The organism is Streptomyces sp. NPDC127190 (assembly GCF_042672505.1).
GTDB lineage: Bacteria > Actinomycetota > Actinomycetes > Streptomycetales > Streptomycetaceae > Streptomyces.
The window spans coordinates 323,007-338,038 of record NZ_JBHXVE010000005.1 but is presented as its reverse complement, the minus strand read 5'-3'; the positions used below and the strand labels follow the sequence as shown (position 1 = coordinate 338,038).

Genomic DNA, 15,032 nt, shown 5'->3' with positions numbered 1-15,032 from the left:
CCCCGGACCAGGCCTGCGGCGACACTCCCCCGAGTTACGCGACATACGCGCGCGCCGTAGCGCCGGGTCCGATGCGATGATCAGATCAGGGTTCGCCAACGGATCGCTAACATGTGGCCAACGGTTCGTCGGCGGGTCGCGGACCGGCCGGCCGGAAGTCGCCGACGGCAGTGGAGACGGGTCGCCGGACCGGCGGTTCCGGGACGGGCCGGCAGGCGGAAGGTGGCGGGAAACCGTTGTGGACAAGGCGGATCCCCGTCAGGGAACGGCGGGCACGCGCCCGCCGCGGAGCGCGGTCAGGGACGACCGGGCGGGAAGGCAGTGGAGCGGCGTGATGCGGCGGCGGTGCACGCTCCGGTTCGGACTGCTGGGGCCGCCGGTCCTGTACGACGTACGGCCGTACGGCGAGTCGTCCGAGGAGCCGTCCGAGGAGTCGCACAGGGACGCGCAGGAGGGCTCTTACGAAGACGCTCACGGCGGGCCGTACGAGGCGTCACCCCACAGCGCCGACGAGCCCATCCGGTCCATCGGCAGCCCCAAGGTGCGGGCCCTGCTCGCGGCCCTGCTGCTGGAGCCGGGCCGGGTCGTGTCGGTCGACTCCCTGAAGGACGCCCTGTGGGGCGGGGCACCCCCCGTCTCCGCGCAGGCCTCCCTGCACAACCACGTCGCCCGGCTGCGCCGGCTGCTGGACGACCCCGAGCGGCTGCGGGCCGTACCGCCCGGCTATCTGCTCCGCGTCGACCACGGCGAGCTGGACATCCACGTCTTCGACGCCCGGGTCGCCGAGGCCCGCGCCGCGCACGGCCGCCGCGACTGGCCCGGTGTCGTACGCGCCTGCGTGGCCGCGCTCGGGCTGTGGCGCGGCACCCCGCTCAGCGGGCTCCCCACCGACCTCGGCGGCTATGCCCTCGTACAGCGCCTGGAAGAGGCCCGGCTGCTCCTGCTGGAGTGGCGCTACGAGGCCGAACTCGCCCTCGGCGGCGCCCGGCTGGCGGCGCTCGTCCCGGAGCTGGCGGCGCTCGTCACCGAGCATCCGCTGCGCGAGGCGTACCACCGCCAGCTGATGCTCGCCCTGCACCGCACCGGACGCCAGGCCGAGGCGCTCGCCGTCCACCGCGACCTGCGCACCCGCCTGGTCGAGGAACTCGGCATCGAGCCCGGCCCGGCCGTCCGCGACGCCCATGTGGAGGTGCTGCGGGGCGAGGAGGCCGCGTCGGCCGGGGAGCCGCGGCACCCGGAGGAGCACCCCGCCGACCAGCGGCGCCCGGCTGCCGAGGCGCAGGAGACGGACGCGCCCGCCGGAGCCTCGGTGCCCGTCGGCGAAGCGGCGCCGCCGTCCGCCGCCCCCGCGCAGGCGGCCGCCCGGCAGACCCCGCGGCCCGCCCAGCTCCCCGCCCCGCCGGCGCACTTCACCGGCCGGGTCGAGGTGAGCCGCCGGCTGTGCCACGCGCTGACCGAGCCGCCCGCCCCGGCACCCGCCGTCGCGGTGATCAGCGGGATGGCGGGCGTCGGCAAGAGCGCCCTCGCCCTGCATGTCGCCCACGCCCTGCGGGAGCGCTTCCCCGACGGCCAGCTCTACGTCAACCTGCACGGCGCCACTCCCGGCATGACCCCGCTCAGCCCGGTCCAGGCGCTGGCCGCGCTGCTGCGGGACCTCGGCGCCGAGCCCCGGAACATCCCCGAACACCCCGACGCGGCGGCCGCCCTGCTCCGCTCCCTGCTCGCCCCGGCGCGCATCCTGCTGGTGCTGGACGACGCGGCGAACGCGGCCCAGGTACGGCCCCTGCTGCCGGCCGGGCCGGGCTGTGCGGTGATCGTCACCAGCCGCTCCCCGCTGACCGCCCTCGACGGCGCCCGGCGCTTCCCGCTCTCCCCGCTGACCGGCGAGGACAGCGCGGCCCTGCTGCGCGCGGTGAGCGGACGCGAGGGGCTGGACGCCGGGCACGCCCTGGTCGAGCTGACCGGCCGGCTGCCGCTGGCGCTGCGCGTCGTCGCCGCCCGGCTCGCCGCCCGCCGCGCGCTCACCCCGGAGGTGCTGGCGGGCCAACTGGCCGCGACCGGCGGCCGGCTGCACCACCTGGAGTACGACGACCTGAGCGTCCGGCGCTCCCTGGCCGTGGCCCATGACGCGCTCGCCGCCGCCGGGCGCGAGGCCGACCACGACGCCGCACGGGCGCTGCGCCGCATCGGCGCGCTCGATCTGCCGACCTACGGCGCCCCGCTGATCGCCCGGCTCACCGGCACCGACGAGCGCCGCGCCGAGGCCGCCCTGGACCGCCTGGTCGACGTGGCCCTCCTGGAGGAGACGGCGTACGGCCGTTACACCCCGCACGACCTGGTCCGCGACTTCGCCCGCGAACTGGCGGAGACGACCGCGGCAACGCCCCCGGAGACCGCTCCCGACCTCGCCGCCCTGCGCTGGTACGCCGCCGTCGCCGAACGGGTGCTGACGGCCGTCGTGGAGCCGGGACTCGATCTGGAGGACCGGCGGCGGCCGACCTCCGCGCAGCCGCCGGAGCACGCCGCGGACGTGGCCGGGGTGCCGCCCTTCGAGTCCGCCGAGGACGCCTTCGCCTGGGGCGAGGGGGAGCTGGAGAACGTCGTCGCCCTGGTGGAGCGGAACGCGGACACCGACGACCCGCGCCGGGCCGCGCATCTCTCGGCGCTGGCGCGGCTGCTCTTCCCCTATGTGCAGCGCGGCGGCCGGGTCGCCGAGATGGAGGTGCTCGGGCAGGCCGCGCTCGGCACGGCGCGCCGGCTCGGGGACCCGGCGGCCGAGGCCTACGCCCTCGGTGACCTCGCCGGCCTGTACTTCCTGACCGGGCGGCAGAACGACGCCCTCACCCTCACCGACCAGTCCCTGGACATCTGGCGGCGGCTCGGCCGGGCCTCCAGGATCCGGCGCTGTCTGAACAACCGGGGGCTGCTGCTGGAGGGCCTCGGACGCTTCGAGGAGTCCGGGGAGGCGCTGCGGCAGAGCCTCGCCTACTCGCGGCAGCTCAACGACCCGTACGGCGAGGCCGTCACCCACAGCCACCTCGGCAACCTCTACGAGCACACCGACCCGCGCGCCGCCATCGAGCAGCACCGGCGCTCGCTGGCGATCGGGGACGAGATCGGCGCGGTCATCGTGCAGCACTCGGCGCACTGCAACATCGGGTACGCCCATCTCACCCTCGGGGAACCCGCCGCCGCGGCGCGGCACTTCGAGGAGAGTCTGCGCATCCTCGGCGGCCACGGCGACTGGCACGGCGAGTCCCAGACCCGGCTCGGCCTGGTCCGCGCGCTGCGGGGGCTGGGGGAGACCGAGCGGGCGGCCGACGAGTGCGCGGAGCTGCTGCACCGGGCGGACGCCCGCGCCGACCGCTACATGGGCGGCCTGGCCCGCCACCAGCACGGGCTGCTGCTGAGCGAGCAGGGGCGGCGGGCGGAGGCGGACGACGCCTGGCGCGGGGCGCTCACGGCGCTGGTCGGCACGGACGCGCAGGCGGTGGTGGCGGAGCTGCGCGAACTCCTGGACCACTGAGGGCTCCTGGACCACTGAGGGCTCCTGGACCACTGAGGGCTCCTGGAGCACTGGGGACTCCTGGAGCACTGGGGACTGCTGGAGCGCTGAGGACTGCTGGAGCACTGAAGTCACCCCCGTGGCCTCTCACTTGGCGTCCGCATAGCACTCCACCACCGCTGTGGTGAACGGAAACCGCACCGGTGTCTCGCCGAAGGTCAGCCGGCCGGCGAGGTCGGCGGCGTCGCTGATGGCCCGGACGACGGTCTCGGCCTCCTCGGCGGGGCAGTGCACGATCACCTCGTCGTGTTGGAAGAACACCAGCTCGGCCGCCATGTCCCACAGGGTCCGGCGCAGCGCGGCGAGCAGCAGCAGGGCCCAGTCGGCGGCGCTGCCCTGGACGACGAAGTTGCGGGTGAAGCGGCCCCGCGCGCGGGAGCTGGAGGAGCTCTGGCCGGTGGACCAGGGCGGGGCCCCGGTGTCGTCGTCGCCGACCGGGATGCCCGCCTCCTCCGCCGTGTCCTCGCCGGACCCGGCCGCGGGCGGGCAGGTCCGGCCCAGCCAGGTGCGGACCAGCCGGCCCTCCTCGCCCGCGCGGGCGGCCTCGTCGACATAGGCGACCGCCTTCGGGAAGCGGCGGCGCAGCGCGGCGAGGTTCTTCAGGCCGTCGCCGGACGTCTGGCCGTAGACCGCGCCGAGGACGGCGATCTTGGCCTGGTCGCGGTCGCCGGAGAAGGCGCGCTCGGAGACGGACTGGTAGAGGTCGCTCGCGCGGCCGGCGACCTCCATCAGCCCGGGGTCGCGGGAGATCGCGGCCAGCACCCGCGGCTCCATCTGGTCGGCGTCGGCCACCACCAGCCGCCAGCCGGGGTCGGCGACCACGGCGCGGCGGATCACCTTCGGGATCTGGAGACCGCCCCCGCCGTTGGTCACCCAGCGCCCGGTGACCGTGCCGCCGGCCAGGAACTCGGGACGGAAACGGCCGTCGCGCACCCAGTCCTGGAGCCAGGACCAGCCGTGCGCCACCCAGATGCGGTACAGCTTCTTGTACTCCAGCAGCGGTGCCACGGCCGGGTGGTCCACGGACTGGATCTCCCAGCGGCGGGTGGACCCGACCTTGATCCCGGCCTGGGCGAAGGCCTTGATCACGTCGGCGGGCAGATCGGGCCGGACCCGGCGGCCGAAGGCGGCGGACACCTGGTCCGCCAGTTCGGCGAGGCGGCGCGGCTCGCCGCCGCCCGGATACCGCTCGCCGAGCAGCCGGTGCAGCAGCTCGCGGTGGACCTCGGCGCTCCAGGGCAGGCCCGCGTGGTTCATCTCGGCGGCCACCAGCATCCCGGCGGACTCGGCGGCGGTCAGCAGCCGCATCCGGTCGGGCTGGGCGGTCCGGTCGTGCCGCCGCTGCTGGTCGGCGTAGACCGCGAGCAGGTCGGTCAGCGGCAGCCGGCTGCCGGCCGGCTCGAACAGCGGGGACTGGGCGCCCGGTTCGGCCGCGCGCTGCGGCGGGTCGGGCGGTACGGGGCCGCCGCGGAGGCGGGCCAGGGCGGCGGCGGCCGAGCGTGGCTCGCCGTGCCGCCCCTCGTGGCCCAGCAGGAGGGTCTCGGCGTCCTCGATGTCGTAGCACCGCTCCACTCGCACCCCCGTGGCGAGCAGACGCGGGTAGACCTCGGGGGTCGACCGCCACACCCAGCGCGTGACCTCCGGGCGGCTCCGCACCGCCGCGGCGAGATCGCTCTCCCGCCGCACCGGCCCGGCGGGCAGCCCGTCCGGGCCGAGGGGGGCGAGCTCCACGCCACCGTCCTCGGCCGGTGCGAGAGCCCACCGGTCGGTCATGACTGCGAGTGTGGCAGGCGGCTCTGACAATGCTCCTGACCTGCGGGTTTCCCGCTCTGCGGGTCAGGAACCGGCGCCGTCGGCCGGGGGCTCGGCCTCGACCTTCTGGGACTCCCGCAGCATCGCCAGCACCGTGCCGACGTACTCCTCGGTCGCGGGCTTGGTGATGCCGAGGCCGCTGAGTACGCCCTGGCCGTTCTCGTGCTCCAGGAGCGCCAGCAGGATGTGCTCGGTGCCGATGTAGTTGTGGCCGAGCCGGAGCGCCTCGCGGAAGGTGAGTTCCAGGACCTTCTTGGCTTCGGGGCCGTAGGGGATCAGGTCGGGGACCTCGTCCGCGGCCGGCGGCAGCGCGGCGGTCGCCGCCTGCCGTACGGCGTCCAGCGGTACGCCCTGTGCGGTGACCGCCTTCCCGGCCAGGCCGTCCGGCTCGCTCAGCAGGCCGAGGACCAGGTGCTCGGGGCGGCCCTCGGGGTTGCGGGCGGCCACCGCCTCGTTGTGCGCGGCCATGACCACGTTCGCCGCGCGCGGGGTGTACCGGCTGAACCCCTGGCTGGGGTCGAGGTCGACGGACTCCTTCGGCACGAACCGCTTCTGCGCCGCCTGCCGGGTCACGCCCATGCTCTTGCCGATCTCGGTCCAGGACGCGCCCGAGCGGCGGGCCTGGTCGACGAAGTGGCCGATCAGGTGGTCGGCCACGTCGCCGAGGTGATCGGCGGCGATCACCGCGTCCTGGAGCTGTTCGAGGGGTTCGGCGTGGACCTTCTTGATGGCCTCGATGAGGTCGTCGAGGCGTACGGATGCCGTGATGTTCGGATGGGTCGCCATGTGTCAACCGTAGGTTGCACCCCCCGACATGTCAACCAATGGTTGACAGTCGGTTTCGCGCCCGAGCGCCGCACTCGGACAATGGGACGCCGCCGCCGGGGCCGCTGCTTGTGCGCCCGCCGCTGTCCACAGGCTGTGGACAGCGATCCGGTACCGTCGGCGGGCCGTGGCACGATCGACAGCGTGACCAGCCCCGCCGCCACCGTTGAGCGCGCCTTCCGCGCCGCCCTCTACGACGACACCGACACCGGCCTCGACACCGGTGCCTCCCTGCTCGCCGCCGACCCCGCCGCCGATGCCGAACTCGACCGGCGCGGCGAGGAGTTCGTCGCCACGGCCTGGCAGCGCGGCTGGCAGCCCGCCGACGTCGTACGGCTGGTGCGCCGCGAGCTGGACGACCCGCATGTGCGGCTGGCCGCCGCGCTGATCCGGGCGCAGTCCGGCCGGGACCGGCCGCGCGGCCACCGCTGGGCCGGACAGCTGGCGGCCCTGCCCGGGGACCCGGCGCGCCCGGGCGACCGCTTCGCGCACGCCACGGCGGTCCTGGAGCTGTACCGCCTGCTGCTCCGCCTGCCCGCGCTGGAGCCCCTGGAGGAGGAGCGCCCCCGCCCGCACGCCACGGCCCCGGCGGCCTCCCGCATGCTCGCCCGGATCCGCGCCCTGCTCGCCAAGGCCGAGGCGACCGGGTATCCGGAGGAGGCGGAGGCGCTCAGCGCCAAGGCCCAGGAGCTGATGGCCCGGCACAGCATCGACGAGGCGCTGCTCGCCGCCGAGGCGCCCGCCCCGGACGCCCCCGGCGCCTGCCGGATCGGCGTCGAGCCGCCGTACGAACAGGCCAAGGCGGTCCTGCTGGACGCCGTGGCGACGGCCAACCACTGCCGCGCGGTGTGGAACGAACCGTTCGGCTTCTCCACGGTCGTCGGCTTCGAGGCGGACCTGGAGGCGGTCGAGCTGCTCTACACCTCCCTGCTGGTGCAGGCCACGCACGCGATGACCAAGGCGGAGGCCGCCCAGCGCGCCGGCGGGCGCAAGCGGACCAAGACCTTCAGACAGTCGTTCCTCGCGGCCTACGCCCACCGCGTGGGCGACCGGCTCGCGGCCGCGGCCGAGACCCAGGTCACCCAGGACCTGCTGCCGGTGCTGGCCACCCGCGCGATAGCCGTGACCGGCCGCCTGGAGCGCATGTTCCCGGAGACCACCACGACCCGGCTGCGCGGGGTGAGCGACGCCGCGGGCTGGGCGGAGGGCGCACGGGCGGCGGACCAGGCCCAGGTCAGAGCCCGCCGCCGGCTCGAATGAGGCGCACGAAGGGCCCCCGGCGCCCGGGCACGGAGGGCCCCCGGCGCCCGCCGGGGGTCAGTCGCCGACCTGCTGGAAGGCGCTGACGGAGGCGTTCGGGTGGCTCCGGCCGACCTGGCCGGCGACCGGACCGTACTTCCAGGGGAAGCTCTGCACGGTGTCGGAGCCCGGCAGGGAGACCTTCATCGCCGTGGCCGCGAGGCTGCCCGGGTCGCCCTCCTTGCCGCGCACATAGGTGATCGTGAAGGTCGCGGAGTCGCCCTTGGCGAGCTTCAGCTTCTGCGCCTTCGCACCCTTCTGGGCGGACAGCTTCGCGGAGACGCCCTGCTGCTCCAGGGTGACGCCGGGGAAGTGGTCCAGGGTGCAGGGCGCGCTCTGGTTGGTGATGCTCACCGGGATCTCACCCGTGTCACCCGCGCTGGGGGCCACGCTCGCCGCTCCCACCTGGACGGAGACGGTGCCGATCGCGCAGGCCGAGCTGTTCTTGCTCCCGCTCGTGCCACCGCCGCCGTTGCAGGCGGTCAGCAGGACGGCGGCGGCGAGAACGGAGACGGTGAGCGGCATGGCGCGCATGAGGCAGGTCCCATCGAGGTCGTGACGGTGCCCTTGCATCATGGCGCCTGCGCCCGGCCCCCGTGCGCGCGCCCCTGCCGAATCACCGCTTCAGGTGGTTTGCCGGGGCCGCGGCGGCGGAGCTGTCAGCCCTTCAGCCGGGCCGGCGGCGCGGTCGGCAGCTTGCCGCCCTCCGCCTTGGTGTACGTCTCCTGGCCGGCCTTGCCCGACCAGGTCACCTTCATCGCCGTACCGCTCACCGAGTCGACCATGCCGGTGACCCGCTCCTTGTCGCCGTCGGGGCAGGTCAGATGGATCATCTGCATCCCCGACTCCTCGCCCGCCGTGCCCTGGCACCAGCTCTTCTGGCCGGTCACGAAGAGCCCGGCCTTCCGGTCGCTGATCACCAGGGCCACGATCGTGCCGCCGTTCGTGGTGATCCAGCTGCCCTGGAGCTTGCCGGAGGCGCCGGTCACCGAGCCGGAGGCCGAGGTGCCGGTGGGGGAGGCGGTGGCGCTCGGCGTGGCCGAGGAGCCGCTCGTCGAGCCGCCGCCCCCGCACCCGGTCAGCGCGGCCAGCGCACCCACCAGACCTGCGGCGACGGCCGCGGTCCGCGCCCGGGCGGCCGCGGAAGCAGTGTCAGAACCCACCGGAAGCTCCCAAGCTGTCGTGCGGAATGTCGTCGGCCGGACGGCCCGCAGCAAGCTATCGCACGGCACCGGGAGGGCTCGCGTACACCGGGCAGGAATCCGATGTGAGGCAGAAAACAGGTAGGTATTTCCCTACGCTTGACTGGTAGGTGAATGCCTACCTATCGTCGCCGGTATGACCATCACGCACGCCTCCTTCGTCACTCTTCCCGTCGCCGACCAGGACCGCGCCCTGGCCTTCTACCGGGACGTCCTCGGCTTCGAGGTGACCGCCGACCTGCACCTGCCGCAGGGGCGCTGGCTCCAGGTCGCGCCCGCGGGGGCGCAGACCGTCTTCACGCTCGCCGGGCCCGGGATGGGGGATTTCGAGCCCGGTTCGGCGCGGGGGATCATGTTGGCGACGACCGATGTCGACACCGACTGCGCGCGGCTCGCCGCGGCGGGCACCGAGGTGCGGGGCCCGGACGAGCTCCCCTGGGGCCGGATGGCCTCCTTCCGGGACCCGGACGGCAACGGTCTGATGCTGCTGACGGAGAAGGAAGGCCGCTGACCACGCCATGAGCACCGGGACCGGGACGGGCACCACCGCGGAGGACCGCGTCTTCGCCGCGCTCGCCAACGCCACCCGCCGTGAGGTGCTGCGGCTGCTGCGCGAGCGCGGTCCGCAGCCCGTCCAGGCCCTGGCCGACCACTTCGACATGCGCCGACCGAGCCTGTCGGAACACCTCAAGGTGCTCCGGGAGGCCGGCCTCGTCGCCGAGCAGCGCTCCGGCCGGCAGCGCATCTACCGCCTGCGGGCCGCCCCGCTCGCCGAGGTGCAGGACTGGCTCCATCCGTACGAGCGGTTCTGGCGCGCACAGCTGAAGGGCCTCGGCGATCTGCTCGACCGGATGCCCGACGATCACCCCTCATGAGCACCGAACCCGACGCCACCGCACCCGACGACGATCTGACGACCCTCCGCGTCGACCAGTTCTTCCCGCACCCGCCCGCCAAGGTCTGGCGCGCCCTGACCGACCCGGAGCTGCTCGCCCGGTGGCAGATGCCCGGCGCCGAGGACTTCCGGCTGGAGGTGGGGCACCGGTACCGGATGACCTCCGTCCCGCGTCCCCGCACGGCGTTCTCGGGCGTCGTAGAGGCGCAGGTCCTGGCCTACGACACCGAGCGGATGCTGTGCGTCCGGTGGACGGATGCCGATCCCGCCAATCCCGCCGACTGGACGATCACCTGGACCCTGGAACAGGAAGGGCGCGGTACGCGTCTCTTCCTTGTGCACGAGGGGTTCGATCCGGACGACCCGGCGCAGCTACTGGCCCACACCATCATGGGTGGCGGCTGGCGCGGGCGTGTCCTGCCCGCTCTGGGGCAGGTGCTGGAGCGGCTCCGGTGAGGATGCCGGTCCGGTTTCGGTAAAGCGGACGTCAAAGCTGTAACCGGAGGAACACCCCGCGTGCACGTGCATCTGCTCATGCGGCTGCACGTGAACACAGCTATGATCCGGAACAGTTGACTACAGCATCTATGGCCACACCAGCCAGTGCACCAGCGGGGAGCGACCTGTGGACCGCGACGTTGACGGCGTGTACGGGGGGTACGACGTGTACAACGGCATGGCTGCCACGCAGCTGGACGGAGTGGCCTGGCAGAAGAGCAGGCACAGCAACTCGCAGGGATCCTGTGTGGAGTTCGCGCGACTGCCCGGCGGCGATGTCGCCGTACGCAACTCGCGCTTCCCGGACGGACCGGCGCTCGTCTACACGCGGGCGGAGATCGAGGCCATGCTTCTCGGTGTCAAGGACGGGGAGTTCGACCACCTGGTCGGGTCGTAGCGTCCTGAAGGTCCGTGGGGCGCCGGTGTTCTCGGGTGGCAACGATGTCGGAACGGCCGCCCGGGCTGTCGGCGGCGGTGCGGCGCGTGCTCTCAGGCCGCCGTGTCCAGCCGGAACATCGCCCAGACGACCTTGCCGTCGAGCGTGCCGGCGAGCGGGTGCCAGCCCCAGCTGTCGGCGAAGGAGTCGACCAGGAACAGGCCCCGGCCCGACTCGGCCGAGAAGTCGTCCGAGTCGCCCGGCACCGGCGTCTCATGGCTCGGGTCGCGCACCGCGCACACCAGCCGCTCCGCCCAGCGCATCAGGTGCAGCCGTACCGAGGACTGCTGCTCGGTGCCCGCCGCGTCGGGCAGCGCATGGCGCAGGGCGTTGGTGACGAGTTCGGAGACGACCAGGCATATGTCGTCGAAGCGGTCGCCGACGTCCCACTGGTCGAGCGTGCCGCGGGTGAAGTGCCGCGCCTCGCGCACCGCTTCGTAGCGGGCGGGGAGGGAACAGGAGGCGGCATCGGACACGGCCGCGGGATCCAGCGGCGGAAGGCCCTGCCGTAACGGCTTGAGCATGGTCGATCCATTCGTCCCCATGCGAGGCACTCCCGGTAATTCGCGGTCGTAGCGATGCGGCGGTGGTGCGGGACCATGGTTTCGGATGCGAAGAGCAGATGCAAGGGCAGATGCACGTGCACGTGACCGAAATGAGTTTGCCCGTACCGCTTCTTGGCCATTTTTTCCGCCATGTTGACGGCCTGTTCCGCCAGAGGTCACGACCTCTGCCCCGTCATGACCGAGCGGAAACGGCCGACCTCTTTCCGTTTCCGTAACCGTGCGAGTACTGCTCGGAGTGTTTTAGTGGCAGACTGCGGGCCCTGAGGACGGTTGGGGAGGCTGGCGAAGGTGAGCGCGGGAGAGCCCGGATCGGTGGTGCGGCGGATGCTGCTCGGCTCGCAACTCAGGCGGCTGCGGGAAGCGCGCGGGATCACGCGGGAGGCGGCGGGGTACTCGATCCGCGCCTCCGAGTCGAAGATCAGCCGGATGGAACTGGGCCGGGTGAGCTTCAAGACCAGAGACGTCGAAGACCTGCTGACGCTCTACGGCATCACCGAAGAGGCCGAGCGCGAGTCCCTTCTGTCCCTCGCCCGGGAGGCCAACGTGGCGGGCTGGTGGCACAGTTACACGGACGTCCTGCCGAGCTGGTTCCCCACCTATGTGGGCCTGGAGGGCGCGGCCTCGCTGATCCGGGTGTACGAGGTGCAGTTCGTGCACGGCCTGCTCCAGACCGAGGAGTACGCCCGCGCGGTCGTCCGGCGCGGCATGAAGGGCGCGAGCGCCGACGACATCGAACGGCGGGTCGCGCTGCGCTTGGAGCGGCAGAAGCACCTGCTCGGCGCCAACGCCCCCGAGCTGCACATCGTCCTGGACGAGGCCGCCCTGCGCCGGCCGTACGGCGACCGCGAGGTGATGCGCGGCCAGCTCCAGCACCTGATCGGCATCTCCGAGCGGCCCAATGTGCGGCTCCAGGTCATGCCGTTCAGCTTCGGCGGGCACTCCGGCGAGAGCGGCGCGTTCACCATCCTCAGCTTCCCCGAGTCCGACCTGTCCGACGTGGTCTACATGGAGCAGCTGACCAGCGCCCTCTACCTCGACAAGCGCGAGGACGTCACCCAGTACGAGCAGGCGCTGAAGGAGCTCCAGCAGGACAGCCCGGGCCCCGACGAGAGCCGGGATCTTCTCCGGGGACTGCTCCAACTCTCTTGATACATAAGTACGATGACGTGTGATCAGGCCCGGCGCAGCCCTGGTGTCCGCTAGCGATTGAGGGATCACATGTCGTCCTACTTCACCGACCTGGCCCAGCAGTACATCGACGGCGAGTGGCGCCCGGGTACCGGCTCCTGGGACGTGATCGACTTCAATCCGTACGACGGCGAGAAGCTCGCCTCGATCACCGTGGCCACCGTCGACGAGGTGGACCAGGCCTACCGGGCGGCCGCCCGCGCCCAGCAGCAGTGGGCCTCCACCAACCCCTACGCCCGCCGCGCGGTCTTCGAGCGGGCGCTCAGGCTGATCGAGGACCGCGAGCAGGAGATAGCCGACCTGATCATCGCGGAACTGGGCGGCACACGCGTGAAGGCCGGGTTCGAGCTGCACCTCGCCAAGGAGTTCCTGCGCGAGTCGATCCACCTCGCGCTGCGCCCCGAGGGCAAGATCCTGCCCTCGCCGGAGGACGGCAAGGAGAACCGTGTCTACCGGGTGCCGGTCGGTGTCGTGGGCGTGATCAGCCCGTTCAACTTCCCGTTCCTGCTGTCGCTGAAGTCCGTCGCCCCGGCGCTCGCGCTCGGCAACGGCGTGGTCCTCAAGCCGCACCAGAACACCCCGATCGCGGGCGGCACCCTGATCGCCAGGATCTTCGAGGAGGCCGGGCTGCCCGGCGGCCTGCTCAACGTCGTCGTCACCGACATCGCCGAGATCGGCGACGCGTTCATCGAGCACCCCATCCCGAAGGTCATCTCCTTCACCGGCTCCGACAAGGTCGGCCGGCACGTCGCCACGGTGTGCGCCGCGAACTTCAAGCGCTCGGTCCTCGAACTGGGCGGCAACAGCGCGCTGGTGGTGCTGGACGACGCCGACATCGACTACGCGGTGGACGCGGCGGTCTTCAGCCGGTTCGTCCACCAGGGCCAGGTCTGCATGGCCGCCAACCGGGTCCTGGTGGACGCGTCCGTCGCCGAGGAGTTCACCGAGAAGTTCGTCGCCAAGGTCCGCACCCTCAAGGTCGGCGACCCGCGCGACCCGGAGACCGTCATCGGCCCGGTGATCAACAGCACCCAGGCCAACGCCGTCTCGGGCGCGGTCGAGCAGGCGCTCGCCGAGGGCGCCACGGCCCTGGTGCGCGGCCGCACCGACAACAACCTGGTCGAGCCGACCGTGCTCACCGACGTCCCCGCCGGCTCCTCCCTGCTCCAGCAGGAGATCTTCGGCCCGGTCGTCTTCCTCGTCCCCTTCGACGGCGAGGAGGAGGCGGTCCGGATCGTCAACGACACCCCGTACGGGCTCAGCGGTGCCGTCCACACGGGGGACATCGAGCGGGGTGTCGCCTTCGCCCAGCGGATCGAGACCGGCATGTTCCATGTGAACGACGGCACGGTCCACGACGAACCGCTCGTCCCCTTCGGCGGCGAGAAGCACTCCGGCATCGGCCGGCTGAACGGCGAGACGACGCTGGAGGCCTTCACCACCCTCAAGTGGATCTCCGTGCAGCACGGCCGCAGCCGGTTCCCGTTCTGATCCCGCACAGCGGACAGGATCTGACCTAAAGGGCCCGTAGCGTCGTTCGTGTCAGGCGGAAGAACCCCATGAAGGGCGGCAGGCCATGGTCATGCACGTACCGGCGGAGGCGAAGGGCGACGAGCGAGGGGCGCTGCTGGCGTTCCTGGAGGAGCAGCGGGGCGGGATCCGCCGTTCCCTGCTCGGGCTCACCGAGGAGCAGGCCCGCACCCGTCCCAGCGCCAGCGAACTGTCCCTCGGCGGCCTGCTCAAGCATGTCGCCGAGGTCGAGCAGAGCTGGATCGCCCGGGCTCGGCAGGAACCCCCGGCGGTCCACCGCGACCAGTCGAACTGGCACGAGTGCTTCCAGCTGGGCGACGACGAGACGGTCGCCGGGCAGCTGGCGTACTGGGAGCAGGTCGCCGCCGAGACCGAGAAGCTCATCCGCTCGGCGCCGAGCCTGGACGACACCTTCCCGCTGCCGCCCGACCCCTGGTTCCCGCCGGAGGGCCGGGTCTCCCTGCGCTGGCTGTGTCTGCACCTCATCCGCGAGACCGCCCGGCACGCCGGCCACGCCGACATCATCCGGGAGTCCCTCGACGGCAAGACCGCCTTCGAGCTGGTGGCCGAGGCACAGGCCCAGGCCGGGCGGCCATAACCTGGGGGCATGTCAGCGATCCGTCTGCTCGTGCTCGGCGCGGTCCGCGGGCACGGGCGGGCCCACGGCTACCAGGTCCGCAACGACCTGGAGTACTGGGGCGCGCACGAGTGGTCCAACGCCAAGCCGGGCTCGATCTACCACGCGCTGAAGCAGATGGCCAAGCAGGGGCTGCTGCACGCGCACGAGACCGCGCCGTCCACGGCGGGCGGGCCGCCGCGCACGGAGTACGAGATCACCGAGCGGGGCACCGAGGAGTACTTCACCCTCCTCAGACAGGCGCTGGTGACCCACGACCGCGGCATCGACCTCCTCTCCACCGCGCTCGGCTTCATGGTCGACCTGGACCGCGCGGAGGTCCTGGACCTGCTCCGCGAACGCCTGCGCCGCCTCGCCGAGTGGCGGGCCTCCGTCGCCGGGCACTACCTGCCCCGCGGCCGCCCCGGGGCACAGGGGCCCCAACGGGGGGACATGGAAAATATGGGGCCACCCGCCCCCCGCGGCGGCGCCCGGGGCGGGGGGTGTGGCGGGCCGGACCGCGCCGGGGGCGCCCCGGGGGGGGGGGGGGGTGGGGGGGGGGGGGGCGGGCGGGGGGGCGGGGGCGGGGGGCGGGGTCTT

General features: G+C 73.0%; 15 protein-coding genes. 10 read left to right on the top strand and 5 right to left on the bottom strand.

Features of this window, described 5'->3' with window-relative positions:
- Positions 1–334 precede the first annotated feature (334 nt).
- Positions 335–3,526: a BTAD domain-containing putative transcriptional regulator gene (locus ACFVIU_RS11835; RefSeq protein ID WP_385842159.1), complete on the top strand. Its 3,192-nt coding sequence runs from the start codon at positions 335–337 to the stop codon at positions 3,524–3,526.
- Between the two features lie 126 nt (positions 3,527–3,652).
- On the opposite strand, the gene ACFVIU_RS11830 is transcribed toward ACFVIU_RS11835, so the two are convergent.
- Together ACFVIU_RS11830 and ACFVIU_RS11825 are read right to left on the bottom strand one after the other, a co-directional pair.
- Positions 3,653–5,338: a bifunctional 3'-5' exonuclease/DNA polymerase gene (locus ACFVIU_RS11830; RefSeq protein WP_385842158.1), complete on the bottom strand. Its 1,686-nt coding sequence runs from the start codon at positions 5,336–5,338 to the stop codon at positions 3,653–3,655.
- A gap of 63 nt (positions 5,339–5,401) precedes the next feature.
- Positions 5,402–6,163, bottom strand: coding sequence for a Clp protease N-terminal domain-containing protein (locus ACFVIU_RS11825; protein WP_385842156.1), 762 nt, complete (start codon positions 6,161–6,163; stop codon positions 5,402–5,404).
- Between the two features lie 183 nt (positions 6,164–6,346).
- Here ACFVIU_RS11825 and ACFVIU_RS11820 point away from each other — a divergent pair, with 183 nt between their 5' ends.
- Complete coding sequence (locus ACFVIU_RS11820; RefSeq protein ID WP_385842155.1) at positions 6,347–7,462, top strand: DUF2786 domain-containing protein; 1,116 nt, start codon at positions 6,347–6,349, stop codon at positions 7,460–7,462.
- A 57-nt stretch (positions 7,463–7,519) separates the two neighbouring features.
- On the opposite strand, the gene ACFVIU_RS11815 is transcribed toward ACFVIU_RS11820, so the two are convergent.
- Together ACFVIU_RS11815 and ACFVIU_RS11810 are read right to left on the bottom strand one after the other, a co-directional pair.
- Positions 7,520–8,035 (bottom strand): DUF4232 domain-containing protein, encoded by a 516-nt coding sequence (locus ACFVIU_RS11815; RefSeq protein WP_385842154.1) that lies wholly within the window; start codon positions 8,033–8,035, stop codon positions 7,520–7,522.
- A gap of 125 nt (positions 8,036–8,160) precedes the next feature.
- Positions 8,161–8,664, bottom strand: coding sequence for a hypothetical protein (locus ACFVIU_RS11810; RefSeq protein ID WP_385842153.1), 504 nt, complete (start codon positions 8,662–8,664; stop codon positions 8,161–8,163).
- Positions 8,665–8,839: 175 nt separating this feature from the next.
- Between ACFVIU_RS11810 and ACFVIU_RS11805 the strand changes: the two genes are divergently transcribed.
- From ACFVIU_RS11805 to ACFVIU_RS11790, 4 genes are all read left to right on the top strand, one after another.
- Positions 8,840–9,214: a VOC family protein gene (locus ACFVIU_RS11805; protein WP_385842152.1), complete on the top strand. Its 375-nt coding sequence runs from the start codon at positions 8,840–8,842 to the stop codon at positions 9,212–9,214.
- Between the two features lie 7 nt (positions 9,215–9,221).
- Positions 9,222–9,578, top strand: a complete 357-nt coding sequence (locus tag ACFVIU_RS11800) for an ArsR/SmtB family transcription factor (protein ID WP_385842151.1) — start codon at positions 9,222–9,224, stop codon at positions 9,576–9,578.
- The gene (locus ACFVIU_RS11795) at positions 9,575–10,054 is read left to right on the top strand and encodes an SRPBCC domain-containing protein (protein ID WP_385842150.1); all 480 of its coding nucleotides are present in this window, start codon (positions 9,575–9,577) and stop codon (positions 10,052–10,054) included. The genes ACFVIU_RS11800 and ACFVIU_RS11795 overlap by 4 nt, the downstream gene beginning before the upstream one ends.
- A 169-nt stretch (positions 10,055–10,223) precedes the next feature.
- The gene (locus ACFVIU_RS11790) at positions 10,224–10,493 is read left to right on the top strand and encodes a DUF397 domain-containing protein (protein WP_385842149.1); all 270 of its coding nucleotides are present in this window, start codon (positions 10,224–10,226) and stop codon (positions 10,491–10,493) included.
- 92 nt (positions 10,494–10,585) lie between these two features.
- Here the strand turns inward: ACFVIU_RS11790 and ACFVIU_RS11785 are convergent, their stop codons facing one another.
- Positions 10,586–11,056, bottom strand: coding sequence for an ATP-binding protein (locus ACFVIU_RS11785; RefSeq protein ID WP_385842148.1), 471 nt, complete (start codon positions 11,054–11,056; stop codon positions 10,586–10,588).
- A 366-nt stretch (positions 11,057–11,422) separates the two neighbouring features.
- Between ACFVIU_RS11785 and ACFVIU_RS11780 the strand changes: the two genes are divergently transcribed.
- The 4 genes from ACFVIU_RS11780 to ACFVIU_RS11765 form a co-directional block, all read left to right on the top strand.
- Complete coding sequence (locus ACFVIU_RS11780) at positions 11,423–12,247, top strand: helix-turn-helix domain-containing protein (RefSeq protein ID WP_385842218.1); 825 nt, start codon at positions 11,423–11,425, stop codon at positions 12,245–12,247.
- A gap of 69 nt (positions 12,248–12,316) precedes the next feature.
- Positions 12,317–13,777, top strand: coding sequence for an aldehyde dehydrogenase family protein (locus tag ACFVIU_RS11775; protein ID WP_385842146.1), 1,461 nt, complete (start codon positions 12,317–12,319; stop codon positions 13,775–13,777).
- 85 nt (positions 13,778–13,862) lie between these two features.
- Positions 13,863–14,414 (top strand): DinB family protein, encoded by a 552-nt coding sequence (locus ACFVIU_RS11770; protein WP_385842145.1) that lies wholly within the window; start codon positions 13,863–13,865, stop codon positions 14,412–14,414.
- Positions 14,415–14,423: 9 nt separating this feature from the next.
- A partial coding sequence (locus ACFVIU_RS11765; protein ID WP_385842144.1) for a PadR family transcriptional regulator occupies positions 14,424–15,032 on the top strand: 609 nt, incomplete at its 3' end.